Origin of the sequence: Atlantibacter sp. RC6, assembly GCF_014193285.1 — a bacterium.
Classification (GTDB): domain Bacteria; phylum Pseudomonadota; class Gammaproteobacteria; order Enterobacterales; family Enterobacteriaceae; genus Atlantibacter.
This window is the reverse complement of sequence record NZ_JACHZE010000009.1, coordinates 142,957-168,954: the sequence shown is the minus strand read 5'-3', so window position 1 is coordinate 168,954 and position 25,998 is coordinate 142,957. Positions and strand designations below refer to the sequence as shown.

21 protein-coding genes and 1 pseudogene are annotated in these 25,998 nt (G+C 53.6%); 11 read left to right on the top strand and 11 right to left on the bottom strand.

Annotation, left to right across the window (positions count from 1 at the left end):
- Positions 1-12: 12 nt before the first annotated feature.
- Positions 13-1,278 (bottom strand): tagatose-bisphosphate aldolase subunit GatZ, encoded by a 1,266-nt coding sequence (gene gatZ, locus FHW74_RS18315; protein WP_183171783.1) that lies wholly within the window; start codon positions 1,276-1,278, stop codon positions 13-15.
- A 357-nt stretch (positions 1,279-1,635) separates the two neighbouring features.
- Between gatZ and FHW74_RS18310 the strand changes: the two genes are divergently transcribed.
- Positions 1,636-2,205 carry a hypothetical protein gene (locus tag FHW74_RS18310; protein WP_183171782.1) on the top strand — a complete coding sequence of 190 codons (570 nt, stop codon included), beginning with the start codon at positions 1,636-1,638 and terminating at the stop codon, positions 2,203-2,205.
- 56 nt (positions 2,206-2,261) lie between these two features.
- Positions 2,262-2,441 carry a hypothetical protein gene (locus tag FHW74_RS18305; RefSeq protein WP_183171781.1) on the top strand — a complete coding sequence of 60 codons (180 nt, stop codon included), beginning with the start codon at positions 2,262-2,264 and terminating at the stop codon, positions 2,439-2,441.
- 48 nt (positions 2,442-2,489) lie between these two features.
- Here the strand turns inward: FHW74_RS18305 and FHW74_RS18300 are convergent, their stop codons facing one another.
- The gene (locus FHW74_RS18300; protein ID WP_255459941.1) at positions 2,490-3,512 is read right to left on the bottom strand and encodes a LacI family DNA-binding transcriptional regulator; all 1,023 of its coding nucleotides are present in this window, start codon (positions 3,510-3,512) and stop codon (positions 2,490-2,492) included.
- 287 nt (positions 3,513-3,799) lie between these two features.
- Here FHW74_RS18300 and FHW74_RS18295 point away from each other — a divergent pair, with 287 nt between their 5' ends.
- A complete protein-coding gene (locus tag FHW74_RS18295) occupies positions 3,800-4,996 on the top strand; it encodes an L-talarate/galactarate dehydratase (RefSeq protein ID WP_183171779.1) in 1,197 nt (398 codons plus the stop codon).
- Positions 4,997-5,101: 105 nt separating this feature from the next.
- Positions 5,102-6,415, top strand: a complete 1,314-nt coding sequence (locus FHW74_RS18290) for an MFS transporter (protein ID WP_183171778.1) — start codon at positions 5,102-5,104, stop codon at positions 6,413-6,415.
- Positions 6,416-6,476: 61 nt separating this feature from the next.
- On the opposite strand, the gene FHW74_RS18285 is transcribed toward FHW74_RS18290, so the two are convergent.
- Positions 6,477-7,673 carry an ROK family transcriptional regulator gene (locus FHW74_RS18285; RefSeq protein ID WP_183171777.1) on the bottom strand — a complete coding sequence of 399 codons (1,197 nt, stop codon included), beginning with the start codon at positions 7,671-7,673 and terminating at the stop codon, positions 6,477-6,479.
- A 116-nt stretch (positions 7,674-7,789) separates the two neighbouring features.
- Here FHW74_RS18285 and FHW74_RS18280 point away from each other — a divergent pair, with 116 nt between their 5' ends.
- From FHW74_RS18280 to FHW74_RS18255, 6 genes and pseudogenes are all read left to right on the top strand, one after another.
- Complete coding sequence (locus FHW74_RS18280; protein ID WP_183171776.1) at positions 7,790-11,065, top strand: DUF5107 domain-containing protein; 3,276 nt, start codon at positions 7,790-7,792, stop codon at positions 11,063-11,065.
- Between the two features lie 54 nt (positions 11,066-11,119).
- Positions 11,120-12,565: pseudogene (locus FHW74_RS18275) on the top strand (sugar porter family MFS transporter); the annotation flags it as partial.
- A complete protein-coding gene (locus tag FHW74_RS18270; protein WP_183171774.1) occupies positions 12,565-13,410 on the top strand; it encodes an aldose 1-epimerase in 846 nt (281 codons plus the stop codon). The pseudogene FHW74_RS18275 and the gene FHW74_RS18270, both read left to right, overlap by 1 nt.
- Positions 13,411-13,879: 469 nt before the next feature.
- On the top strand, positions 13,880-14,230 hold the full coding sequence (locus tag FHW74_RS18265; RefSeq protein WP_183171773.1) for a hypothetical protein: 351 nt from the start codon (positions 13,880-13,882) through the stop codon (positions 14,228-14,230).
- A 167-nt stretch (positions 14,231-14,397) separates the two neighbouring features.
- The gene (locus FHW74_RS18260; protein WP_183171772.1) at positions 14,398-15,090 is read left to right on the top strand and encodes an RraA family protein; all 693 of its coding nucleotides are present in this window, start codon (positions 14,398-14,400) and stop codon (positions 15,088-15,090) included.
- Between the two features lie 320 nt (positions 15,091-15,410).
- Positions 15,411-16,196: a hypothetical protein gene (locus tag FHW74_RS18255; RefSeq protein WP_183171771.1), complete on the top strand. Its 786-nt coding sequence runs from the start codon at positions 15,411-15,413 to the stop codon at positions 16,194-16,196.
- A gap of 2 nt (positions 16,197-16,198) precedes the next feature.
- Here FHW74_RS18255 and mtr read toward each other — a convergent pair whose 3' ends face one another.
- The 8 genes from mtr to FHW74_RS18215 all read right to left on the bottom strand — a co-directional run bounded on the left by mtr (position 16,199) and on the right by FHW74_RS18215 (position 23,997).
- The gene (mtr, locus tag FHW74_RS18250; protein WP_183171770.1) at positions 16,199-17,443 is read right to left on the bottom strand and encodes a tryptophan permease; all 1,245 of its coding nucleotides are present in this window, start codon (positions 17,441-17,443) and stop codon (positions 16,199-16,201) included.
- Positions 17,444-17,582: 139 nt separating this feature from the next.
- Entirely contained in the window at positions 17,583-18,971 is a 1,389-nt protein-coding gene (gene tnaA, locus FHW74_RS18245) for a tryptophanase (RefSeq protein ID WP_183171769.1), read from the bottom strand.
- 121 nt (positions 18,972-19,092) lie between these two features.
- Complete coding sequence (gene tnaC, locus FHW74_RS18240; RefSeq protein ID WP_183171768.1) at positions 19,093-19,188, bottom strand: tryptophanase leader peptide; 96 nt, start codon at positions 19,186-19,188, stop codon at positions 19,093-19,095.
- A gap of 196 nt (positions 19,189-19,384) precedes the next feature.
- Positions 19,385-19,723, bottom strand: coding sequence for a nitrous oxide-stimulated promoter family protein (locus FHW74_RS18235; protein ID WP_221192446.1), 339 nt, complete (start codon positions 19,721-19,723; stop codon positions 19,385-19,387).
- A gap of 12 nt (positions 19,724-19,735) precedes the next feature.
- Complete coding sequence (locus FHW74_RS18230) at positions 19,736-20,095, bottom strand: DUF1971 domain-containing protein (RefSeq protein ID WP_183171767.1); 360 nt, start codon at positions 20,093-20,095, stop codon at positions 19,736-19,738.
- Positions 20,096-20,314: 219 nt separating this feature from the next.
- Positions 20,315-20,743: an L-fucose mutarotase gene (gene fucU, locus FHW74_RS18225; protein WP_183171766.1), complete on the bottom strand. Its 429-nt coding sequence runs from the start codon at positions 20,741-20,743 to the stop codon at positions 20,315-20,317.
- On the bottom strand, positions 20,737-22,179 hold the full coding sequence (gene fucK, locus FHW74_RS18220) for an L-fuculokinase (protein ID WP_183171765.1): 1,443 nt from the start codon (positions 22,177-22,179) through the stop codon (positions 20,737-20,739). The genes fucU and fucK overlap by 7 nt, the downstream gene beginning before the upstream one ends.
- A gap of 48 nt (positions 22,180-22,227) precedes the next feature.
- Positions 22,228-23,997: an L-fucose isomerase gene (locus FHW74_RS18215; protein WP_183171764.1), complete on the bottom strand. Its 1,770-nt coding sequence runs from the start codon at positions 23,995-23,997 to the stop codon at positions 22,228-22,230.
- A gap of 498 nt (positions 23,998-24,495) precedes the next feature.
- Here FHW74_RS18215 and FHW74_RS18210 point away from each other — a divergent pair, with 498 nt between their 5' ends.
- Complete coding sequence (locus FHW74_RS18210) at positions 24,496-25,998, top strand: sugar ABC transporter ATP-binding protein (protein WP_183171763.1); 1,503 nt, start codon at positions 24,496-24,498, stop codon at positions 25,996-25,998.

Genomic DNA, 25,998 nt, shown 5'->3' with positions numbered 1-25,998 from the left:
ATGTTGATGTCCTTATTCCGGGTCGCAACCATAGGCATACAGGCGCAGAACATCCTGAATACGGAACAACACCAGGTTTTTCGGCGTCAGGGGAATTTGCTTCGCGTTAATGCGCTGGAACTGTTCCGGGAAGTACTGGCTAATCACTCCCAGCGGCAACGTCACGCTTTCCAGGTTGGCGAACATTTTGTTCACGGCTTTATTGATGGTCGGATGCGGCCAGTAGTAACGCAGACGGTCTGACAGGCTAAAGTGCAGGTCGATCATCGCCTTTGAATGCAGCGTGCTGTAGTAATTCTTCCAGTAGCCCGGTTCGTCCTGCATCACATTGTCGATTACCGAAACCAGTTCGCTACGTTCGCCCGGCGCGACCAGGGTATTTTCAATCATTGCCAGCGCGAACATGGCTTCACGCAGGGCGAAAGTGAGCGCCGGGCCGACTTTCAGAATCGCAAAGTGGTCGCGCACCAGCGCTTTGTAAGCCTCTGCCGTCTGGTAATCGGTCGAGTGGGCTTCATACACCAGGCTGGTGCTTTCGATTGCTTTCGTCAGATCGCGCGCCAGTTCCGGCTGATAGTGAACGATGGAAGAGTGGTCAAACTCCACCCCCGGTTGCACCACGATGGCGATGATGCGCTCAATGGCGTCATGCAAATCCAGTTTGGCGAAGGCGTCGTAATGGGTCTGGATGGTTTCCATCGCCGCATCCGGCGTAGTGATGTGTACCGACTGGATAGCGGCTTTCTCACCGCCCGGTACCGGTACTTCCGTCCCCACCACATAAGTGATGTGCTGTTTTTGCTCGTCGGTCGCCACGCGCTCCGCCACCTGGCAAAGACGCGCTGCGCGCTGGGCGACGGTAGCCGGCAGCAGTGGAACCGGATCGTCGCCGCAGGACATGGAGGTATCGATATGAATTTTGGTAAACCCGGCGCGCACGTATTGTTCAATCAGAACTTCCGATTTCAGTAACGCGCTTTCGGCGTCTTCGCTTTGCCAGCAGTTGGGGCCCAGATGGTCGCCGCCCAGGATCAGGCGCGAGTGGGGGAAGCCCACTTTATCGGCAATCGCCAGCACAAAATCCCGGAACTGCTCCGGCTTCATTCCCGTGTACCCACCGAACTGGTTCACCTGGTTGGAGGTCGCTTCAATCAGCACTTTGCGATCGCTATTCAGATCGAACAGCAGCGCCGCCTCTATGACCAACGGATGGGCAGAACAGACTGAACAGATACCAACAGGTTGCCCTGATTTATGTTTATGTATGATATCTTTCATTTGATTTCCTTTATGTTGCAAATTTGAAAAATATTGATTCTCTGGTTTCTATCATTACCCTTTTACTTTCTTTTGTTTGCGATAGGCATCACAAAAATGGTCAAAGCGAAAAAAGAAAACGAAAGTGAAACGTTTAAAGGAAAGAGTTCTTTCGGTTGGTTTCGGTTTCGGCGAGCGCGTGTAATGACGTTGCGAAGCGCGTAAAGGCGGAGCCCCATCACGAGAAAGCGGGTTTTTACGAGAGAAATTCCATTGTTGAAATATACAAGGCCAGACGGTTGGGTCTGGAAGGGCGTTTGATTACCCTGTTAATCGTGAGGTGTTTGTAGAGGAACCATTAAAACAGGGACCACCTTCATGGAAGAACTTTCGATTTTAGAAATCCATCAACTCTGTATCGCTATGACTAACCAGATTATTCAGCGCCTCGGCTGGAAAGACGTTTCGCTACATACGCTGAATAATCAACAAAAGGAGCTTCTTAACGCCGGGAACTTGAACAGTGTACTTAACTGGAAGTGGGCGATGGATCGGTACAGAGATAGTTTCATAGACAGCATTTTGGATTTAACTATCAGGGTTAATGAACTCGACGAAACAGAGCCTGTTCACGCCGTGATCCTTTGCAAATACGATAGCTGCCGAAGGCAATTTTCTCTCTGTATGCTGGAGAATTTTATTCAACATAAGAGATCGGCCCTGTCAGGCAAAACTCTGAAAATCGCACTGATTTACTCAACCTATTTTTGTGAAATTCTCGGGCTGGACGATATCTTCATCCAGGATCCCACCACCGAGGCGCGGCCACGCTACGCGGCCTATAGCTTCGCTCAGGTATGGCATGATCACGCTAAAATTTCAGCTGATGTGACAGATGTACTTCATTACCTGAGAGCCAGGTTAGGATCTCAGGGGCTGGTTGTTTAATAGACAAACCCTACTTAGAATGCTCTTTTGAGGATAATTTCAACCAGGGGGGAGCCATGAGTGAATCAACGATAAAAATCAAAATTGATCCAAAAAATTTACAAGCAGCGATAAAACGTGTCTCAGATTTTTGGGCAACGATAGACGGCGAAAAACTCGCTCAGTTATGTCTTGAAGAGCAAGACATGGATCTCATAGGGCGCAAAAAAGAGCGGGAAAAACACCAGCTCGATTAGCATTTGCTTTCCTGAACAGCAAAAAGGCGCCTGACAGGCGCCTTTTTGCTACGCTGATTCCCTTTCCATCAGCCTGAACCCAATATCCACAATCCCCTCCTCCACCGGCAGTCCTTCAATCTTATCGGCCAGCAGCGTGGCGGCGTCTTTACCGATTTTCCAGCGGTCGATATTGACGGTGGTGATTGCCGGAATATTACAGGCGGCGAAATCGAGATCGCCGAAGCCCATCACCGCGATATCCTGCGGGACGCGCAACTGGTGGGTCTGCGCTTCGAAAATTGCCCCCTGCGCCAGGGTGTCTGAACTACAGATAATGGCGTCAAACGTCTGGTCGGTTTCTAACAGTGCGCCAAGACCGCTGCGCCCCAGCGCCATGGTCGCGGGCAGCGGCACCAACGCCTCCCGCCACTGGCAATCTCCATGGCGGATGAGCACATCCAGCACGCCCTTTTTACGCAGCATGGCGCGTTTATCATCGGTCCAGATAAAACCAAACCGCCGATGGCCTTTGTTAAGTAAGTACTCGCCAATAGCATTGCCGATTTTCTCATGGGAGAACCCCACCAGCATATCAATGGGCGTGGGGGTAAGATCCCAGATTTCCACGACCGGCAACCCGGTATTGATGATCGCCTTTTTCAGCTCGGTATTGTGATGGATGCCGGTTAAGACGATGCCGTCAGGGCGGCGGGAAAGCAGCGTCGAGACAATATCGGTTTCGCTTTCATGGCTATACCCCGCCACGCACAACAGCATGTGATAGCCCCGTACCGCCAGCTCATCGCTTAACGACTGCACGGTGTCGACAAACATATTGTTGTTAATTTGCGGCACCACCACGGCGATCAACTTACTGCGCCGCGACGCCAGGCTACCGGCTAACAGATTGGGGATGTATCCGGTCACTTTCACCGCTTCCATCACTTTCGCCACGGTGGCCGGGCGAACGATATTCGGCGTATTCAACGCGCGGCTTACCGTCATGGGCGACAGTCCAGCGGCGCGGGCGACATCTTCGAGCGTCGGCGCGCGGGATGCCGTCTTTCTGGCGTTTCGTTCACTTTTCAATTCAACAACCGTCCTCTCATGGCGCGTGAAAACGGCGGTCATTATCGGTTAATTATCCCACTGTTTCCAGAATTGCGAGACATCGCCAATGATTGCGCAATCATTAATAAAGAAAAATCCGCTATTCCATTGCGAAAATTCTCGATTAACCTCACAAAAAGCGATCAATTAAGCCCATGTTTGCGATCTGAATCGCAATTCACACCCTGAAAGATAGCGCTAACATGACAACGGATTTAAAAATGTTAGCGCAAACATTTTAAACCACAGGGTTAATGGAGACTCTTATGATCGATAGCGCTAACTCCCAGGCTGTGACCTACGCCAAAGTGACTAATGCCAAAACGGCTGCCGAAACCGGCGACCGTATTGCGTGGGTAAAAATTTCCCTTTCGTTTCTGCCGCTGGCCACGCCGGTAAGCGATGCGAAGGTCTTGACCGGTCGTCAAAAGCCGTTAACCGAAGTCGCGATTATTTTTGCTGAAATTCGCACCCGCGACGGCTTTGAAGGGGTGGGTTTCAGCTATTCCAAACGGGCTGGCGGCCAGGGGATTTACGCGCACGCTAAGGAGATCGCCGATAATCTGCTGGGTGAAGATCCAAACGATATCGATAAAATCTATACCAAACTGCTGTGGGCGGGCGCGTCGGTGGGCCGCAGCGGCATGGCGGTGCAGGCGATCTCCCCGATCGATATCGCACTGTGGGATTTGAAAGCTAAACGCGCCGGTCTGCCGCTGGCAAAACTGCTCGGCTCACACCGCGACTCCGTGCAGTGCTACAACACCTCCGGCGGCTTCCTGCATACGCCGCTGGATCAGGTGCTTAAGAACGTGGCGATTTCGCGCGAAAGCGGCATTGGCGGCATCAAGCTGAAAGTGGGCCAGCCTGACACTCAGGAGGATATCCGCCGCTTAACCGCCGTGCGCAAAGAACTGGGCGACGCGTTCCCGCTGATGGTCGACGCAAATCAGCAGTGGGACCGGGAAACCGCCATCCGCATGGGCCGCAAAATGGAAGATTTCAACCTGATCTGGATTGAAGAGCCGCTGGACGCCTATGACGTGGAAGGCCACGCCGCGCTGACCGCCGCGCTGGACACCCCTATCGCCACCGGTGAAATGCTTACCAGCTTCCGCGAACATGAGCAGTTGATCCTTGGCAACGCCAGCGACTTCGTCCAGCCGGACGCGCCGCGCGTCGGCGGCATTTCGCCGTTCCTGAAAATCATGGATCTGGCCGCTAAACATGGCCGTAAACTGGCACCGCATTTTGCCATGGAAGTGCACCTGCATCTGGCGGCGGCCTACCCTATCGAGCCGTGGCTGGAACACTTCGAGTGGCTGAACCCGATGTTCAACGAGCAGCTCGAACTGCGCGATGGCCGGATGCATGTTTCTGACCGCCACGGTCTGGGCTTTACCATCAGCGAACAGGCTCGTCGATGGACGGTGCTGGAATGCGAATTCGGTAAACAGCCTTAATGAGTTCGGGTGGATAATCAATAACGGCAGCAGATCGGGCATTATCCACCCTGAATATTCCTTACCTCTACTGATATTAATCATCCTACTCAGGAGTTATCTTCCATGGATAATTTCAAGGCCAAGACCAATGTTCGTTATTCGATTTTAATTTTTTTATTTTTAGCCACCGTATTTAATTATGCCGACCGCGCCACGCTTTCTGTGGTTGCGCCGTTTATGAGTAAAGAATTAGCTTTCGATCCGGAAATGATGGGGCTGGCGTTTTCCTCATTTGGTATTTCTTACGTGATTATGCAAATACCCGGCGGCTGGCTGCTCGATCGCTACGGTTCCCGGCTGGTGTACGGCGTGGCGCTGATTGGCTGGTCGCTGGTGACCATGCTCCAGGGCACGATTTACCTGTTCGCCACGCCGCTAATGGCGCTGGTCACCCTGCGTTTGCTGATGGGTGCGATTGAAGCGCCGGCCTTCCCGGCCAACAGCCGGTTAAGCGTACAGTGGTTCCCGAATAAAGAGCGTGGCTTCGTCACCTCGGTTTACCAGGCGGCGCAGTATATTTCTTTAGGCATTGTTACGCCACTGATGACCATTATTCTGCATAATTTAAGCTGGCATTATGTGTTTTATTATATCGGCGGTATTGGCATTATTTTGGGCATATTCTGGCTGGGTTTTGTCCAGGATCCGTTTAAGCATAAAAAAATTAATCAGCAGGAACTCGATTATATTAAACAGGGCGGCGGCGAGCCGGAATTAGGCAAACAGGAGAAGAAGCAAAAAATCTCGCTGGCGCAGTTAAAACAGGTGTGCGTAAACCGCATGATGATTGGCGTGTATATCGGCCAGTTCTGCGTCACCTCCATCACCTGGTTCTTCCTGACCTGGTTCCCGACCTATCTGTATCAGGCCAAAGGGATGTCGATCCTCAAAGTCGGTTTAATCGCCTCTATCCCCGCGATTGCCGGGTTTGCCGGCGGGCTAATCGGCGGCATGTTCTCTGATTACCTGCTGCGTAAAGGCCACAGCCTGACATACGCGCGCAAAGTGCCGATTATCTGCGGCATGCTGCTCTCCTGCGTGATTGTGAGCGCTAACTACACCGAGTCGGAAGTGATTGTCGTGGCGGCGATGAGTATCGCGTTCTTCGCCAAAGGCTTCGGCAATCTCGGCTGGTGCGTGCTGAGCGACACCTCGCCGAAAGAAGTGCTGGGCGTGGCGGGTGGCGTATTCAATATGTGTGGCAACCTGGCGAGTATCATCACTCCGCTGGTGATTGGCTATATCCTGACCACCACCAGCTCTTTTGATTACGCCATTCTGTATGTCGGTTCGATGGGGCTGATTGGCCTGATTTCTTACGTATTTATTGTCGGTCCGCTGGATCGCATTAAATTGCAGCCACTGGCGGCTGCGTAATTGGTGTTTTAATTAGCACACGTGCTGGACGGCGCGCACTCAACTGCCGCCAGCACGTTTTTTAAAAATTCTCCAGCGCCTTCTCCACGTACAAATAACCGATCCCCATAATCTGCTGGGCCCGGCTCAGTTCCCCGAAAGCCACACGCGTGGCGTTAACCCGCGTCGGGTCCGCCGGGTCGAACGGGTTGGTGCTGATCTGCCGGGTAATGGCCGCCAGCCAGCGCTCACCAAACTCGCAGCAGCGCCCGTAAAACCAAATCTGGTTGATATTCAGGATATTGAGAAAGTTGTACAGGCTCAGGCCGATGGTGGTCGCGCCGTTTTCTATCCACTGTTCCACCATGGGATCATGCTGCCGCCACAGGGTCAGCAGATGCGCGGTGGTCAGCTTGTCGATATCCTGATCGCCCATGCCCGGCTGGCTTTTAAACCAGATCCGCGCCTGCTTTTTCAGCGCCGTCAGGGAAGCCACTGTCTCCAGGCAGCCGTAGCGGCCACAGGTGCAGGCCATGCCATCCGGGTCGATAATGGTGTGACCAATCTGGCCGCTGCCGTACAGGCTGCCGCGATAAATCTGCCGGTTAATCACGAACGACGAACCAATCCCGTAATCAACGTTGATCACGCAGAAATCCTGCTGGCGATTGGGGTTCTGCCACTTTTCCGCCAGTGCCAGCATCACGCAGTCGTTATCCACCAGCACCGGCCATTTGAGCTTCTCTTCCAGCAGATATTTAATTTCTACCGGCGTTTTCCACGGGGCCTGGGGCATGGTTTGCGACACGCCGGTCACCGGGTCCACCTGGCCGTGGATGGCGACAGCAAGGCGAAAGGTGTTGCCGCTGTATGTTTTGGCATATTGATGACAAATCCTCAGCATCGCCGCCAGCAGGGCTTGCGGGTGCGGCGCATCAACGTGGGTTTTGGCGTACTCCCCCAGCGGCGAAAGTTGCTGATCCGCCAGCTGGCTTTCAATCGTGGTCGGCGTCACATTCAGGCACAGGGTCAGCGGCCCGGTTAACGGGATTTGATAGCTGCCGCTGCTCAGCCCCCGTTTACTCAACGCCTGCTGCGAATGGGCCAGGTGCCCCTCCTCCACCAGCTCATCGAGAATATTACTGACCGCCGGGATCGACAGGTCGGTCTGGCGCGCCAGCTGCGATTTACTGACTACTTTTTCCTGCCAAATCAGCGTCATTAGCGCCTTTTTGTTGTACTGCCGCACCCGCTGATTATTCAGCCCAACGCTAGTCACTTCACTTAACTCCGTTAACTGTATTACGTGACCACTGCGTGTTACCGCCACGAATTTGTTGTCCAGAATGACAGCATACCTTATTTCACTGTTATTTTTTTACTGGAGAGACGCACATGTACGGCGATGTGAAGGTCTGGCGCGAGAGCATTTCCCTACCGACATGGACCACGGGTCAGGAAGATCCCAACCCAATGTTTCTGGAAAAACGCGTTTATCAGGGGTCATCCGGCGCGGTGTATCCCTGGGGCGTCATTGATACGCTGACCGGCGAGCGCGAAGAGAAAATCTACCAGGCGGTGTATCTGGAAAATGACTTTATCAAGGTGATGCTGCTGCCTGAGTTGGGCGGGCGTATCCACCGGGCGTGGGATAAGGTGATGCAGCGCGATTTTGTCTACTACAACGAGGTGGTCAAACCCGCGCTGGTCGGGCTGGTCGGCCCGTGGATCTCCGGCGGGATCGAGTTCAACTGGCCGCAGCACCATCGCCCCACCACCTTTATGCCGGTGGACGTTACCATCAAGTCCAACGACGACGGCTCGCAAACCGTCTGGCTGGGTGAAGTTGAGCCGATGCGCGGCCTGCAGGTGATGACCGGTTTTACCCTCTATCCGCATAAAGCGCTGATTGAAATCACCGGTAAAATATTCAACCCCAATGCCACCCCGCGCCACTTCCTGTGGTGGGCAAACCCGGCGGTTAAGGGCGGCGACGATCATCAAAGCGTCTTCCCACCGGACGTTACCGCGGTATTCGACCACGGCAAGCGCGACGTTTCTTCATTCCCGATTGCTCACGGCACCTATTACAAAGTGGACTACTCGGCGGGCGTAGATATCTCGCGCTACAAAAACATCCCGGTTCCCACCTCCTATATGGCGGATAAGTCGGATTACGATTTTGTCGGCGCCTGGCACCATGGGGAAAACGGCGGGTTGTTGCATGTGGCGGACCATCATGTATCGCCGGGCAAAAAACAGTGGAGCTGGGGCTATGGCGATTTCGGCCAGGCCTGGGATCGCAATCTCACCGATGAAAATGGGCCCTATATTGAACTGATGACCGGGGTATTTACCGACAACCAGCCGGACTTTACCTGGATTGCCCCGTTTGAAGAAAAAGTGTTTGTCCAGAACTTCCTGCCGTACAGCCATCTCGGCACAGTGCAGAATGCCAGCACCGAGGCAGCGATCAAGCTGGAGCGCCACAACGGGCAGCTGCATCTCGGCGTCTACGCCATCGCGCCGCTGAACGACGTGACGCTGGAACTGTCACATAATGGCAGCGTAGCCTGGCAGCAGCCGCTGTCATTAACCCCGGCGCAGGCGTGGCAGGAGGCGATTGCTGATAATTTCCCGGAGCGTCTGACCCTGACCTTACGCGACGCCAACGGCCAGCTGATATTGCACTACCTTGAGCATATCGCCGAAGCAACCCCGCTGCCCGATCCCGCCAGCGCCCCGGCGCTGCCTGGAGAGATAACCAACGGCGATGAACTCTATTTTATCGGCCAGCATCTGGAGCAATACCTGCACGCCAGCCGCTCCCCGTTCGACTACTACCTGCGGGCGCTGGAACTCGACCCGCACGATTACCGCTGCAACGTCGCGCTGGCAACGCTGGAGTTTAACCGCGCCAGATGGCCGCAGGCCCAGGCGTATGCCGAAGCGGCGCTTAAACGCGCGCACCGCCTGAACAAAAACCCCCAGTGCGGCCAGGCGAGCCAGTTGCTGGGCGCGGCGCTGGAAAAACAGGGCCAGCTCGATGCGGCATACGACCACTATTTCAAAGCCAGCTGGAGCGGAAACTGCCGGGATGCGGCGTTTTATGACCTGGCCCGCCTGGCGCTGCGCCGGGGCGATAGCGCCAAAGCGCTGGCGTTCTGCCAGCAGAGCCTGCGCTTCAACGCCAGCAATAACCTGGCGATGGCGCTGAATGCGCTGCTGATGGCGCAAAACGGTCGGCGCGATGACGCGTTAAGTTATACCGAGCAGCAGCTTGCCGACTACCCGCTGAGCTACGCGCTGCACTATGCTCGCTACGCCATTTCACAAAGTGAACAAGCGCTTACTCAACTCCTTGAGATCACCAACCAGCGCGGCGTTAACGCCTCGGTGCTGGCGGGCTGGCTGGTCACTCTGGGGATGACATCCGAGGCGCGCGAACTGCTGGCGCTGCTGAATAACCGGGAAACCCTGCCGCTGCTGTGGCGTGCGGCGCTTACGGAAGACATCACACAGCGCGAAACGTGGCTGGCGCAGGCCAAAGCCAACTTTACGATTAAAGTGCGCTTTCCGAATCTGGTGGATGAAGTAGAGATGCTGCGCCAACTGCCGCAGGACGGCTTCGCCCAATACTTGCTGGGCTGTTTTTACTACAGCAAACGGCTATATGCCGAAGCAGTAGCCTGCTGGGAATTCACCCGCCAGCAGTTGCCTGACTTTGCCGCTGTTCACCGCCTGTTGGGTATCTGGGCCTGGAATAAACAGCACGACGCCGCGCAGGCGGAAGCGTCGCTGCGAAAAGCGGCGGAGCTGGAGCCGGAAAACCCGCGCCTGCTGTTCGAGCTGGATTATCTGCACAAACAGCTGGGCCGCCCCACCGCAACGCGCCTGGCCCTGCTGGAAAAACATCAGCCCGTGGCGCTGCTGCGCGACGATCTCACCGCTGAGTTGCTCAGCCTGTGGCATATCCACGGCAAAACCGCCGAGGCCCACGCGGTGCTGGCGCAACGCACTTTCCATCCCTGGGAAGGCGGTGAAGGCAAGGTTACCGGTCAGTATCTGATTAACCAGCAGCGCCGGGCGTTACAGGCCATTCACCACGGTGATTACCACAGCGCGCAAACCCTGTTGAAAGAGGCGCTGCACTACCCGCTCAATCTTGGCGAAGGCCGTCTGGCCGGGCAAACCGATAACGACATCTGGTATCTGCTGGGCTGGTGCGCCGAACAGCAGCAGGAAACCCAGCACGCCAATGCGGCCTGGCGGCAGGCTATTCAGGGCGACGCAGGCCTTGATGCCGGGCGCTATTACAACGATCAGCCGGTGGATTATCAGTTCTGGCAGGCGATGGCGCAAAAGCGCCTCGGCGAGCGCGAGCAGGCCGACACCCGTTTCCGCCAGTTTATCGCCTGGGGACAACAGCATCAGAACGACCCGGTGGAGAGCGATTTCTTCGCAGTCTCCCTGCCGGATCTGGTGGTGCTGGACAGCGACCCGCAACAGCGTCATCGCCAGCACTGCCTGTTTGTCGAGGCGCTGGGCTATCTGGGTCTGGGCGAGCGCCACGCCTTTAGCGAACGCATCCACACCCTGCTGGCGCTCAATCCGGCCCATGATAAAGCGCATCTGCTACTGGCTCTGAGCAATAGCCCAATTCTCGCTTAACGAAACGGGGGGAGCGATCCCCCTTCCCATAACGACTTCTCTCAACGGGAGAGGAACATCATGCATAACACTCAACAACTCCGTATGGGCTACATATGGATGATTTGCCTGGTCGCCGCCTGCGGCGGCCTGTTATTCGGTTACGACTGGGTGGTCATTGGCGGGGCGAAACCCTTCTACGAGGCTTATTTTAATATTACCGATCCGGCGGAGTCCGGCTGGGCGATGAGCTCGGCGCTGGTAGGGTGTATTTTCGGCGCATTTATCTCCGGCTGGTGCGCTGACAAACTGGGCCGCAAGATCCCGCTGATTATCGCCGCGATCCTGTTTACGCTTTCCGCGTGGGGCACGGCGGTCGCCACCAACTTCGATCTGTTCGTGGTGTTCCGCATCGTTGGCGGCATCGGCATCGGCCTGGCCGCAGCGGTGAGCCCGATGTATATCGCTGAAGTCAGCCCGGCGGAAAAACGCGGCAAATTCGTGGCTATCAACCAGCTAACCATTGTAATCGGCGTGCTGGCTGCGCAGTTGATTAACCTGACGATTGCCCAACCGGTAGCCTCCAACGCCACGCTGACCGAAATCCAGCAAAGCTGGAATGGCCAGATGGGCTGGCGCTGGATGTTCGCCGCCTGTGGGGTGCCGTCGTTCCTGTTCCTGGTGATGATGTTCTTTGTGCCGGAATCGCCGCGCTGGCTGGCCAGGGCCGGGAAAACCGAACGCGCCCGTAAAACACTGCTGAAAATCGGCTCGCAACACTATGCCGACACCACCCTGGCAGACATCAATCAGACCCTTAGCGCCGATGCTAACGCCCAGAAGGTAAGCTACTCCGCGCTGCTGGAGCCGAAAGTAAAACCGATTATCATCATCGGCATGGTGCTGGCGGTGTTCCAGCAGTGGTGTGGGATTAACGTCATCTTTAACTATGCGCAGGAGATTTTCGCCTCCGCCGGTTTCGATATTAACAGTACCCTGAAATCGATTGTCGCCACCGGCTTAATCAACCTGGTGTTTACTCTTATCGCCCTGCCGCTGGTCGATAAACTGGGCCGTCGCAAACTGATGTTGATTGGCGCGGCGGGTTTGACGGTGATTTATGCGCTGATTGCCGCTGCCTACGGTCTTGGCATTCTCGGCTGGCCGGTGCTGGTGCTGGTGCTGGCCGCCATCGCCATTTACGCACTGACGCTCGCCCCGGTTACCTGGGTACTGTTATCAGAAATTTTCCCCAACCGGGTACGCGGCCTGGCGATGTCGGTCGGCACGCTGGCGCTGTGGGTAGCCTGCTTCATTCTCACCTACACCTTCCCGCTGCTCAACGCCGGGTTGGGTGCGGCGGGCAGCTTTATGCTCTACGGGGTGATTTGCGCGGCGGGCTACCTCTTCGTGCTGCGTAACGTACCGGAAACCAAAGGCGTGACGCTGGAAGCGCTGGAGAAACAGATGGCGGGTGGCGATCCGCGTCATGCCTCCACAGCACATCGCGTGAGCCCGTAATGGACGTCTTTACGCTGCAAAACCCGCATCTTCGGATGCGGGTCACTCCGCAAGGCGCTGCGCTGCTGGCGCTGGAAACCGCCGATAACCGGGCGATCCTCCGCCCCTGGCAGAACAATGCGTCGTTTCATCCCGGCGAAAGTTCGCTTTTTCCGATGTTACCGCTGGCAAACCGGGTGGCGCACAATCGCTTTCCGTTACGTCGCAGTCAGGTTGATTTGCCGGGCCAGCCTGGCGATCCAGACGGTTTTTTACACGGTAACGGCTGGCTCAGGCAATGGGAGGTTCGCGATGCCGATGAACAGGCAATCACTCTGCAACTGCGTGCCACAGAAGCCTGCGGTTTCGACTATCAGGCAGAAATTACCTATGCCCTCGAAAAGAACCGGTTTAACGCACAAATAGCCATAACGCATGTTGGCGCAACGCCGATGCTTTATGGGGCTGGCTTTCATCCTTTCTTTGCTAAAACGCCGCAAACTCAATTGCAATTTTCCGCTGGCGGATACTGGCCAGAAGACCCGCAGCATTTACCGCTCGAATGGTCGTCAATTATCCCCGCCGAGCTGGATTTTATGGTTCCATCTTTTCCCGGCGCAAAATGGATTAACAACGGTTATTCCGGCTGGAGCGGCATCGCACGGCTTTTCAACAATAAAAATGAAACTCTTTTGCGCAGTAATACGCCGTGGCTAATGGTTTACCAGACGCCGCAAAGTGAATTTATTTGCCTCGAACCCCAGACGCATCCGGTCAATGCCCATAATCAGCCCGGGCAACCGGGACTAAGGCTCTTAATGGCGGGAGAAACGTTGATATTAACCCTGCAAATTGAAGCGCTGTAACCTGCATGACATATTCCGGACTATTTCAGCAAAGCGAAAAATAGTCCGAATGTTTTCTTAAAAATTAACTTGTCTCTCCCGCCTGACACCTTAATTTATGTGACGCACATCACAAAATAAAAACAATTTCACTAAGAAAAAAGTTTTACCTGTGAAAAGTTTTTATTTGCCCAACAAATATAACCGATTGATAAACATCAAAATAAACAATTACCATGCTAATAAAAATCTATTATTTTTACCTGTAAAAGTTTTTTTAGGTAAAACCATGATGGAAATCTTCGTTTGTCGGTAAGGAATGAAAAAAAACGCTAAAGTCGATCCGTTGATCGGCTGGATATCTTTAATATTATATTAATTGAACTATTACTTGATTTCGTCTGGCTGGGGCCTATCGATGAACCACCTTCACTGCATAAACAAGTTTGCACGCAAAGGAAATTCAGGTTTTATCGCAAGGATTAGCTCAATGCACAATGAAAAACCGAATCATTTATCGGGCTATAATGTCTGTGTTGTAGGGGGGATTACTTGCGTAACACAGTCGCCAGACAATACGTTGTGGAGAAAATGGGTAAAAACAAAAGATCAACTGAAAGCCGGAACAAGAACATTTCTTGAGCGGGTAATGTCGATGAATATGAGGGTAAAGCTGACACCAGGGCGTTTTCCTGTTTTTGTTAACATTTCCATTAGGGAAACTGCGTTCGCACTCAAGGTATTCTGTTATTTCCTTCAGAATATTCCGTTACTGATGCCATTGAATCATAAAGGCAAATACTTGCCGGAAATTTTTGATTATGCTGACGCTGTAACTTAAATGGCAAGCCAGAAGGGCTTCTCTGAGGAATTATCCCCGCGTAATGTATGACAATGTTAACCCATGCCATACTGCGGGCTAATCCGGTTGTGGCCTCTTTAAATCGATCGGTCAAATTTAATAATTAAAACTCCACTCTCATCCGGCATAACCTGAAGGAGTTAATGATGAGTCAATACTGGTCAGATGACAGCATGCTTTTTTCTCTGGTAAAAGAGAAACTCTTTGTCGCATTAGTTGGCGATGTTATGGATACGATGGGTTTACATCATCAATTTTTAAATTCGCAACTTAAACCGATCGATCCCCAGATGGTGATTATTGGTCGTGCTATGCCAGTACTGGCCGCAGATTTTTATCAACAGCAGGCAACGGGGCATAACGAAATTAGCGAAAAGCCCTTTGGTTTACTTTTTCAGGCAGTGGACGACCTTAAGAAAAATGAAGTTTTTGTTTGCGCAGGCGGTTCGCTGCGTTACGCCCAGTGGGGCGGGTTAATGACGATGCGCGCACTCCAGTGCGGAGCAGCAGGGGCGGTAATTCATGGCCACCATCGTGATACTAACGAAATTCTACACCTGGATTTTCCCGTAGCCTCTTTTGGCAGCTACGCACAAGCCATAGGCCCACGCGGAAAAGTCGTTGACTGGCGTGTTCCGATTGAACTTGATGGTATACGGGTTATGCCTGGCGATGTGATTTACGGCGATCGTGATGGCATATTAGTGATACCCGCTCAGGCAGTAGACGATGCCTTTCATGGCGCTTTTGAAAAAGCCGAAGGGGAGAACAAAATATCAGCCGCGATTAAGAGCGGAATGACGACGGTTGATGCATACAGCACATTCGGAATGATGTAAGCGTTCATAACCGTTTATTTTAATTCGGAAGTTTCACATGAAAAATAATAACAGTAAAACTGAAGCCTTTTTTATAAAAAGGGTGCAGCATCGATACAGTTTCATTTACGGCTTTTTATCAGCGCAATAGTTACGCTCATCAAGTAATAATGCCGCCGGCTTACTAAGCCGGGAGCCTGAATTAAGTGAAATTACCCGTGATATAAACACATCACAGGTCTCATTACTGTTTTTTTGTAATGGCTAATACACATTGAACGATAAGCCATCGGCCTGTCGTCGGTACGCCTTACTTATCAAATCGCAATCTGGGAGGCAGAATGTCTAATCGCACGAATGTATACCGCGCTCCGGCATTAAGTCGGGGACTTCAGGTGCTGATGCATATGGCTAACGCCGGCACGCCCAAAAGTATGGGACAATTAGTTATCGAACTGCAATCATCATTCAGTCAACTTTATCGTATCGTGGTCTGTCTGGAAGATGAGGGGTTTCTTATTCAGGATGCGCAGCGCTATTACCACCTGACCGACAAACTTCTGTTACGTAATAGTTCTTACTGTGTCAGGGAGCTGGCGACATCTTCTTATTGTCTTGAGCTAATGAGAGATTTTACCTGGCGTATGAATCAGCCTTGTCATATTGCGGCTTACCATGACAACGCCATCCGGATTTGCGCTCAAGCTCACCCTGACTTTACGCCGTTAATCAGTGCCCGTGAGGGTTCGGTATTAAATACGGTGAAATCCAGTTCATCACTGCTTTTTCTCGCCATGGCGAACGATCAGGACGCCTGGTCGTTAATGCGTAATTACCAGCTTGACCATAATTTACGTGGCGAACTGGCGGAACAGCTTGCATCCATCGCCAGGCAGGGCTATGCGGAAATCCCGCACGATCACATTGTCGGCTTGACCTCTATTTCTTATCCGATAAAAGGAATCGATGGTTATGCCAAAGCTGTCCTGACCTGCCCGTATTTCGAGCATGAACCCGGTAAAGTACAGGAAGTGAAACAGGCGCTGGAAATGTTGGCGCATAAATTGACTGAGGAACTCTGCCAGTTAGTATTCAGGCCTGAGGCAGCCGCCCTCAGGCCTGAATAGCGTTATTGGTAAACCGGCAGCAGATTCATACTGAACAGGATATGAATGATGGCGTTGGCCGCCCCGAAACAGAGGATCAACGCAATCATTGCATTTCCGCCCCATACCCGATAACGCGGGCTGCCAAAGCGTTGCCGGGAAGCGCGCGCCAGCAGTGCTGGTACAATCGCGGCCCAGACCGTTGCCGCCAGTCCGGCGAAACCAATCGCGTAAATAAACCCGTTCGGCCAGATTAAACCGCCAAGGATGGACGGTAAAAACGTCACCAGCGCGGTTTTAAACCGCCCGTGACGGCTGTCGTCGAATTTAAACAGATCCGCCAGATAATCAAACAAGCCTAACGTCACGCCAAGGAACGAACTGGCGACCGCAAAGTTAGAGAATACCGTTAACAGCAAATCCAGAGTTGAGCTGCTTAACAGGCCGCTCAGGGTCTGTACCAGCACATCAATATTGCCGCCCTTTTCGGCGATTTCAATAAACGCCGGGCGCGGAATATTACCCATGGTACCCACCAGCCAGATCACATACAGCACCAGCGCCATCAGGGTGCCTAATAACAGGCAGCGGCGAATGGTTAACGGATCTTTGCCGTAATATTTCATCAGGCTGGGGACGTTGCCGTGATAGCCGAACGAGGCCAGGCAGAACGGCAGCGTCATCAACACATAGGGCAGATACTGCGGAGCGACTTCCGCTTCATTCAGCAGTATGGCAGGCTGAACGTGCCACAGCAGACCACCAAATGTCATAAAGAAGGTAAGGATTTTTGCGCCCAGTACGATGGTGGTCATGCGACTCACCGCCCGGGTGCTCAGCCAGACGATAAACGCCACCGCTAAGGCAAATAACAATCCTCCCAGCCTGGCCGGGAAATCAATATTCATTTGCGAGAATGTATGATGGATAACCGACCCGCTGGCAGAGATATAGGCGTAGGTTAGTATATACAGCACAAACGCAACGGTAACACCGTTAATAATATTCCAGTGTTTTCCTAACAGATCTTTGGTAATGGTGTCGAAACTCGCACCGATGTGGTAATTAAGATTGGCTTCCAGGATCATTAATCCGGAATGCAGCATACAAAACCAGGTAAAAACCAATGCCAGTAGTGACCAAAAAAACCAGGCGCCGGACATGACTACCGGCAATGAAAACATGCCTGCGCCAATAATGGTTCCGCCAATAATCATCGCTCCGCCAATTAACGACGGAGTACTATTTGTAACCGATAATGTAGCCATGGTGCGTTTTCCTCGCGAGGCTAAATACACGTCATCATTCACGCCGCTTCTGCGATATCAGCAGCGCGAATGATTTTGGGTATTAATTTATCCTGGGAACAAATATAGGGCGCTCCTGTTGCGGGAGCGCCCGTTTAAATTATTTAACCGGTTTCAGGCGAGCGACAAAGTGACGCAGCACCGGCGGCTCGTAAGTGAAGGTTAATCCTTTGATGGTGGATGCGCGCGCTTTCACGGCAATTAACGCATCAGCGATGTAGTCCATATGGTCATTGGTATAGACGCGGCGCGGAATGGTCAGGCGCAGCAGCTCCATTGGCGACGGTTTCTGCTCGCCCGTTGCCGGGTCGCGTCCCAGCAACAGCGAACCAATCTCGACGCTACGAATGCCCGCTTCAAGATACAGCTCGTTATTCAGCGCATGCGCCGGGAACTGTTGCGCCGGAATATGCGGCAACAGCAGTTTGGCGTCAACAAACACTGCGTGGCCGCCGGTCGGGTACTGGATTGGGATACCGCCTTCACGCAGGCGCTCGCCCAGATATTCCACCTGGTTAATGCGGTACGCCAGGAAGTCTTCGTTGGTGCCCTCTTCCAGGCCAATCGCCAGCGCTTCCATATCGCGCCCGGCCAGGCCGCCGTAGGTCACGAAGCCTTCCATCGGTACGCAGCGGATACGCACTTCGTTAAACAGATCTTCGTCATCGCGGAAGCAGCACAGGCCGCCAATGTTCACCAGTGGATCTTTCTTCGCCGACATGGTCAGCATGTCGCCGTACTGGTACATCTCGCGCACGATCTCTTTGACGGTTTTATTGGCGTAGCCTTGTTCACGCTGCTTGATAAACCAGGCGTTTTCGCAGAAGCGCGCGGAGTCGATCACCACCGGAATATTGTGTTGTTTAGCGATTTCATAGACTTCGCGCATATTCGCCAGCGACACGGGTTGCCCGCCGGAACTGTTGCAGGTGACGGTGGTAATAATTGCCGCCACGTTCTGCGCGCCGTGTTCCGCAATAGTCGCTTTGAGCTGCGGAATATCAAAGTTGCCTTTCCAGTCGTACCAGGAGGTGGTGTCGAACGCTTTCGGCGTCACCACGTTAATCGCTTTCGCGCCGTTTAGCTCCACGTGCGCGGCGGTGGTATCAAAGTGGAAGTTAGAGATAAACACCGGGCGTTTGGACTTGCAGCGCGCAATCAGGCTCGGGAACAGGATCTGCTCCGCGCCACGGCCCTGATGGGTTGGGATAGTGTAGGGATAGCCGATGATCTCCTGCACTTTTTCGCACAGATGGAAGTAGTTGCGTGAACCGGCGTAGGCTTCGTCGCCCATCATCAGGCCCGCCCACTGGCGATCGCTCATGGCCCCGGTGCCGGAGTCGGTCAGCAGGTCGATATAAACATCTTCGCTTTTCAACAGGAACGGGTTATACCCCGCCTCTTCCAGCGCTTTAACGCGATCGTCAAAGGTGGTCATGCGGATGTTTTCAACCATTTTAATGCGGAACGGCTCAGGAATGCGTTTCATAATATTTTCTCCAAAAGATTACCCTGCTGCGCGGAGAATATTTATGGCGGATTAAGGCACAATAAATACCGTCCAAACGCAGTGTTTAGATTGAGTTTTTTATAAGGGAATAACCGGAGAATTAACGTGGGAAATCGTTGGAGATGCGCGGGTCGAGATTATACCAGGCGTTTAAGCCACCTTTCGCTATGAGGCGATAACACGCGGTGTGTTTCATTACATCGTCCTCTGTCGGGTTAAAAGGAAACATAAAGATAACCGGCTTTAAAAATTTGTCCGTGATTAAATGCACAAATTAACGATTGGTTATAAAGCGTATTGAATTATATTACTTTACGTAAAGTATTCATTAACGGCTGTCGTTATATAATATATTTTGTCCAACTGTCATTATGACCCTGCGGGGTAGAACGCTATTTCTTGCGATACTTCTCGGGGATTTCCGGCACCGGCGTACGATCGTCAATTAAGTGGTGAAGGGTCAGAATCGGGTGGCGCCATAACATTTTCGGCCCCGCCCAACGCATAATTTGCTTCATCTCTTCCCGTTTGGCGGGTTGATAACAGTGGATCGGGCACTGACGGCAGGCGGGTTTGTTGTCACCAAAGACGCATTTATCGAGGCGCTTCATGGCATAGTCATACAGCGCCTGATAGTGGGCGGGCTCCGCCAGCGCCTGCGGGCTTTTGCGCTGGTACAGCGCAATCATTTTCTTGATAGTGAGCTTTTCACGATCGAGGCGCGCGCCCATGATCTTCTCCTGTCAGTTGTTGCTTTTCGTCTGCACCACCTGGCCAAACCCTTTGCCATCCAGTTCTGCATCCGGCGCGGCGAAAAAGTCGATGTTGAAATAGGTGTCCGGCGTCAGCAACTCAATGCGATGCCAGTATTGCGGCGGGCTCACGCCAAACTGCCCTTCATGAATGATGACTTCAATTTCCGGCGTCTGGTCGTGCTCGCTTTTAAAACCGATATATTTTACCGCACCACGCATGACGGAAAGGCGACCATAGACATCTTTTTTGGTGTTGTGATGGGTTAACAGCGCCTGAGGAACCGTAGCGCTATCAAAGAAAGCGGTAGAACGCGTGTGTTTATATTGTGCAGGAATGCGATGAGCCATAAGTCATACCTCAAAAGTTACGTTATTTAACGTTGCTCTGCATCTTGCATGCCAAAAATAAAAATCAATAAGATCAAATAACTAAAAAAGTAAAATAAGAAAGAATGTCATTTTAATAGTATCGATTTGACTATTTATAGTCTGAATGACTATCGCGCAGGTCACACAGTATTGCGCCAGATTAACCTGGCGCAGGTGGCAGGTCATTAATCATGATAATTATTCGAGCGGGGTGACGCCTTTCTTAAGCAAAATATTGCCGTACTTCGCGCACTCACGTGTCACCACGATGGCATACGCCTTGCGGGCCCGGTCATAAAACGCGTAACGATCGATACGCTCAATTTCCGGCCCCGGCTGGCCGTTGAACAGCGCCTGGCGATAGCGGGCTTCTACGGCGGGATCGCATTGGTCGCCGTTAACCGGCGCCATCATCACCAACGGCGGCGCGTAGCTGTCGAGCTCAAACAGCGGGATCACGGCGGCCAGTAGTTCGCTCACCGTCGAGCCGTCGGCGCGCAGCGTCTGCGGCCCGAGGCTGTGGGCGGGGAAATGGGCATCGGCAAAAATAATCTCATCGCCATGGCCCATTTCCGCCAGCACTTTCAGCAGATCCGGAGAAATTAACGGCGAGATGGTTTTTAGCATGGTTTGCTCCTTAAGGTTTTCCACAGATCGCGCTGTTCGCCGGGCCAGAGGGTGCGATAACGCCATTCAAGGCTGGCGCGCGCCGCATCCGCACTGGCGAATTCGCCGCAGCCCGCCCAGGCGTACAGCGCCGCGCCCACGACCGTAGTTTCCGCTTCACTGAGTATTTTAATCGGCAGATCGAGAATATCGGCTTTCATTTGGTTCCACAGCATATTGCGACTGCCGCCACCCACCAGCAACAGCTCCCGCGCGCGAAACCCGCCAAGGGTTTCCAGCACCTGTAAATTGTTTTTCAACTGCCAGGTGAGATTCTCCAGCGCCGCCCGGTAAAAATGACCGCGAGTGGTATTCAGGGTTACGCCGCGCCAGCCGGAGTCGCTACCCTCCAGCAGATTGCCCTGCATGGTCACGCCCTGCGCGCCGGGAGGCAGAGCCGCCGCCTCCGCCATCATCTGCTGATACACCGCCGCGCCCTCTGCTTGCGGCCACCAGCTTTTCCGCACCCATTCCAGCACACCCGACGCCAGCCACTGTAGGCCGGGGTTAAACCATGCCGGATGGCTGTCCAGTTCGCAGGTAGATCCCGGGTATTGCGGGAGCAAGTTGGTATTAATTTGCGCGCTGCGCACCATCAGGATTTCCCAGGTGCCGGATGACAGCACCGGTTCGCCCAGCCCCGCGCCGGAGCCAAACAGCGCGAACTGCGTATCGTGCCCGGCAGAAATAACCGGAATACCGGGGCGGATGCCGAGAAAATTCGCCATCTGCGGGCGTAATTCCCCCACGATATCCCCCGGCGCGACCTGGCGCGGGAACAACCGCGCCGGGATACCCGCCCGCGATAATATCACGTCGCTAAACGCGCCGGTATGCAGATCCATCAGCTGACTGGTGCCCGCCATGGTGCGATCGGTGGTGAATTCACCGGTCAGACGTTGGTTAATCAACGAGGAGATAAATAGCCAGGCATGGGCGTTTTCCAGCGCCAGCGGCTGGTTGAGCTTCAGCCAGAGCAGCTTATAGAGCGTATTAAAACTGAACTGCCCGATGCCGGAAATTTGCTGGAGGGTTTGCGGGTCAATCATGCGCGCAATGTCATGCATGATCGGCACGGTGCGCGGGCATTTCCAGCTGATGATCGGATACAGCAGCGCGCCTTTGTCATCGGTTAACGCGCCGTCCACGCCAAAGGTGGTCACGGTCATCGCGCGCAGATTCAGTCTGTCCAGTTGCGGCGCGATTTGCTGGCAGCATTGCTGAAATCGCTGAAGAATATGATCGAGGGACCAGTTATGCCAGGCGTGATCTTCGGCGGCGGGCTCGCTGGCGTTGGCAACCACGCCCCTGGCCAGCATGTGTCCCCGCTTATCTATCGCAATTGCCCGCACGTTGGTGGCGCCACAGTCGAGCACCAGAACCGCGTCTTGCATCATCAACTCTCCTGAAAAAACGGGGCAACCCGCAGGCCGCCCCGTATTCGGTTAGCGTTTGTACAGAGGGCCGTAGTTCTGGCAGGCGCGATAATCCTGGCCTTCGCTGTCCATGCCGTGGGCGGCCCAGGCGGTGGGACGATAAATCGCCTCATCGTCTACGTTATGCATACAAACCGGAATGCGCAGCATTGATGCCAGGGTAATCAGGTCCGCGCCTACGTGCCCGACGGTCAATACACCGTGGTTAGCGCCCCAGTTCGCCATGACCGAATAAACGTCGCGGAACGGTCCGCTGCCGGTCACGCGCGGCGCAAACCAGGTGGTCGGCCAGGAGGAGTCGGTGCGTTTATCAAGCGTATCGTGAACGGCTTTCGGCAGCTCTACGCTCCAGCCTTCGGCGATTTGCAGCACGGGCCCAAGGCCTTTCACCAGATTGATGCGGCTCAGGGTGAACGGCACCCCGCCCAGGGTCAGGAAGCGCGACGAAAAACCGCCGCCGCGGAAATACTCGTGCACCGCCGTACACCATTCCGTGGCGGCCAGGCAGGCGTCGGCCTCCTGCTGGCTGATTTGCCAGTGCGGTTTCATGGTCGGCTTGCCGTTTTCATCCTGCTGACGACAGGTGCCATCCAGTGCCGCCGAACCCGAGTTAATCAGGTGGATGATGCCCTGCTGCGCATGGCCCGTCAGTTTATGTCCGGTCACGCGTTCAACCGCGTCGGCAGACCAGTAGGTGCGCACATCGGCAAACACCTGGGCGGTGCCGGTAAGCAGATGACCAAACAGCATCGAGACGCCGTTCAGGCTGTCGTTTTCCGTCGCCACGACAAAGGGCTGACGCACGCCGTTCCAGTCGAAAGAGCTGTTCAACAGCGCTTCGGCAGTGTCGCCATTCGGATATTGATCGGTCCAGTGGCGCTGCCCCTGGAAACCGGCGGCGATAGCGTTGTAACCCAGAGACTCTTCCACACGCCCCATTTCCGCCAGCTTGCGGTTGCCCTGCATCATGTCGCGGATGCAAATCGCCATCAGCAGGCTTTCGCGCAGGATCGCCCGGTTGGCCTGCTCATCGCGGCGGTATTGCTCGGCGTTTTTATCTTCACCAAAGCGGAAATGCTGGTCGGCCCAGCTCACCGCCAGCTCCAGCTCCTGCTCATCGTAGATCCGCTGATCGATGCGGCGGCGCAGCTCGGTCATATCCACCGCCTGCACCTTCATGCCGAGATAAGATTCAAAGAAGTTGTGATCGACAATCGAGCCGGCGATGCCCATCGATACGCCGCCCAGCGACAGATAGCTTTTGCCCTTCATGCTGGCCACCGCCAGCCCGGCACGGGCGAAGCGCAGCAGTTTTTCCTGCACGTCCTGCGGGATGGCGGTATCGCCCGCGTCCTGGACATCGTGACCGTATATCGAAAACGCCGGCAGCCCCTTCTGGTTGTGGGCCGCTAACGCCGCCGCCAGGTAAACCGCGCCCGGGCGTTCAGTGCCGTTGAATCCCCAAATCGCTTTCGGGCGCATCGGATCCATATCGATGGTTTCGCTGCCGTAGCACCAGCACGGCGTAACCGTAATGGTTAAGCCCACGTTTTGGGTACTGAACTTTTGGTCGCAGGCGGCAGATTCCGCCATGCCTGCAATGCAGGTATCCGCAATCACGCACTCCACGGTCGCGCCGCACGGATGGCGCAGTTGCTCCGCCAGCAGCTGCGCCGTGGCTTTCGCCATGTCCATGGTTTGCTGTTCTAAGGATTCGCGCACGCCCATTCTGCGGCCATCGATGACCGGGCGGATGCCGATTTTCGGTAGGGTAGTCATTGTTACTCCTCATATTTTTGAGATCGTTTTCAGGCCAGTACCCCAGCGCCGCAATACGCTTGCAGCACCAAAAGCCCAGAAAGAGGTAAAATTGCTAACTCGAAGTAGCATAGAGACCAAAAAGCAAAACGGACAATAACAATTGCGTTGAAGTGTGATGTTTTTCACGGACTAAAAATAATGATATTCATGTTTTGCGGGTGCCAACTGACAGCAGAATAAATAAAATTTTATTTATCAAATGGATACACAATAACCATTGCGCAGCGTCACAATTTGAGTTCAAAGTGTTTGTCGAATTTTTGGCCTTTGCATAGGGTTAAACACGCAAAAGCTACCTCGACGCAGCTAATTTTTAACTAAACGGGCTTTATGCCTGGGATAAACGATGCGGTGAATTTTCTTAGCCTGTGAATAATCGTTTTTTAATCCCAAACCGGCATCTGTCTTTCCCGCTTTCTCAGACAGCGAACACCTGATCAATTAAGGGAAAACGCCATGTCAGATCTATTTTTGCAGATGAATAACATTACCAAGCGTTTCCCCGGCGTGGTGGCGTTAAGTAATGTGGGGTTTACTTTACGGCGGGGCGAAGTACATGCCCTGCTGGGTGAGAACGGTGCCGGAAAATCCACGTTAATGAAAATTTTGTCCGGCGTGTACCAGCCGGATGAAGGGGAAATCCTGTTCGAAGGCCGGTCGGTTACATTTGCCAGCCCGCTGGAAGCGCAGCTACTCGGCATTACGATTATCCATCAGGAATTTAATTTATTCCCTGATTTAACCGTCGAAGAGAATATTTTTATTGGCCGGGAGTTTTGTAAAAAAAACAACCGCTGGCAGCTGGATGCCAAAACCCAGCGCCAGAAAGTACAAACTATTCTCGACACCCTGAATTTGAAAATTAAACCGGAAACCCGCGTGGCGGATTTAACGGTCGCGCAGCAGCAAATGGTGGAAATCGCCAAAGCCATTTCCGTTAACGCGAAAATACTGATTATGGATGAACCCACCGCCGCCCTGACGGAAAGCGAGATCGATAGCCTGTTTAACGTGACCCGCCTGCTGAAGCAACAGGGCACCGGCATCGTCTATATCTCGCACCGGCTGGAGGAACTGGCGCTGATTGCCGATCGCGCCACCGTGATGCGCGACGGGCAGTTCATCGGCACAGTGGATTACGAAACGGTACAAATCAGCGACTTAATCGCCATGATGGTGGGCCGCAAACTGGGCGACATCTATCCACGCAGGCCGCCGTTTACCGGGCGCGATGCGGTGCTGGAGGTGAAAAACCTCACGCGTAAAGACGTGCTGCACGATATTCATTTTTCGTTGTATCGCGGCGAAATTCTCGGGCTTTCCGGCCTGATGGGCGCCGGGCGTACCGAGCTTGCCAGGGCACTGTTTGGCGCCGATAAAATCGACGGCGGCGAAATCAAACTTCACGGCAAAGCGGTGGCCATTTCCAGTGTCCATCAGGCGATTGAACAGGGCATCGGCTATCTCACCGAGGACCGTAAAAAAGAGGGGCTGGCGCTGGGCTTATCGGTGGAGCTCAATATTATGCTCGGTAATTACCCTGAATATTCCGATGCATTCGGTATTGTCAAAGAGAAGCGCTGCCAGCAAACCAGCGAACAATTAGTCAACGCCTTACGGATTAAAACTCCGCATTTGCAACAACCTGCGCTGCATTTAAGCGGCGGCAATCAGCAAAAAATTATTATTGCCCGTTGGGTATGTAAAGACACCGATATTTTAATTTTTGATGAACCCACGCGCGGTATTGATGTGGGCGCAAAACTGGAAATTTATGAATTAATGAATCGCCTGGTGGCAAAGGGGAAATCCATCATCATGATCTCCTCGGAATTACCGGAAATCCTCGGCATGTGCGACCGCATATTAGTGATGCGCAATGGCCGTATTACCGGTGAGCTCGATAACGCGACCGCCACTCAAGAAAATATTATGAAATATGCGACGTTAGAGGATTAA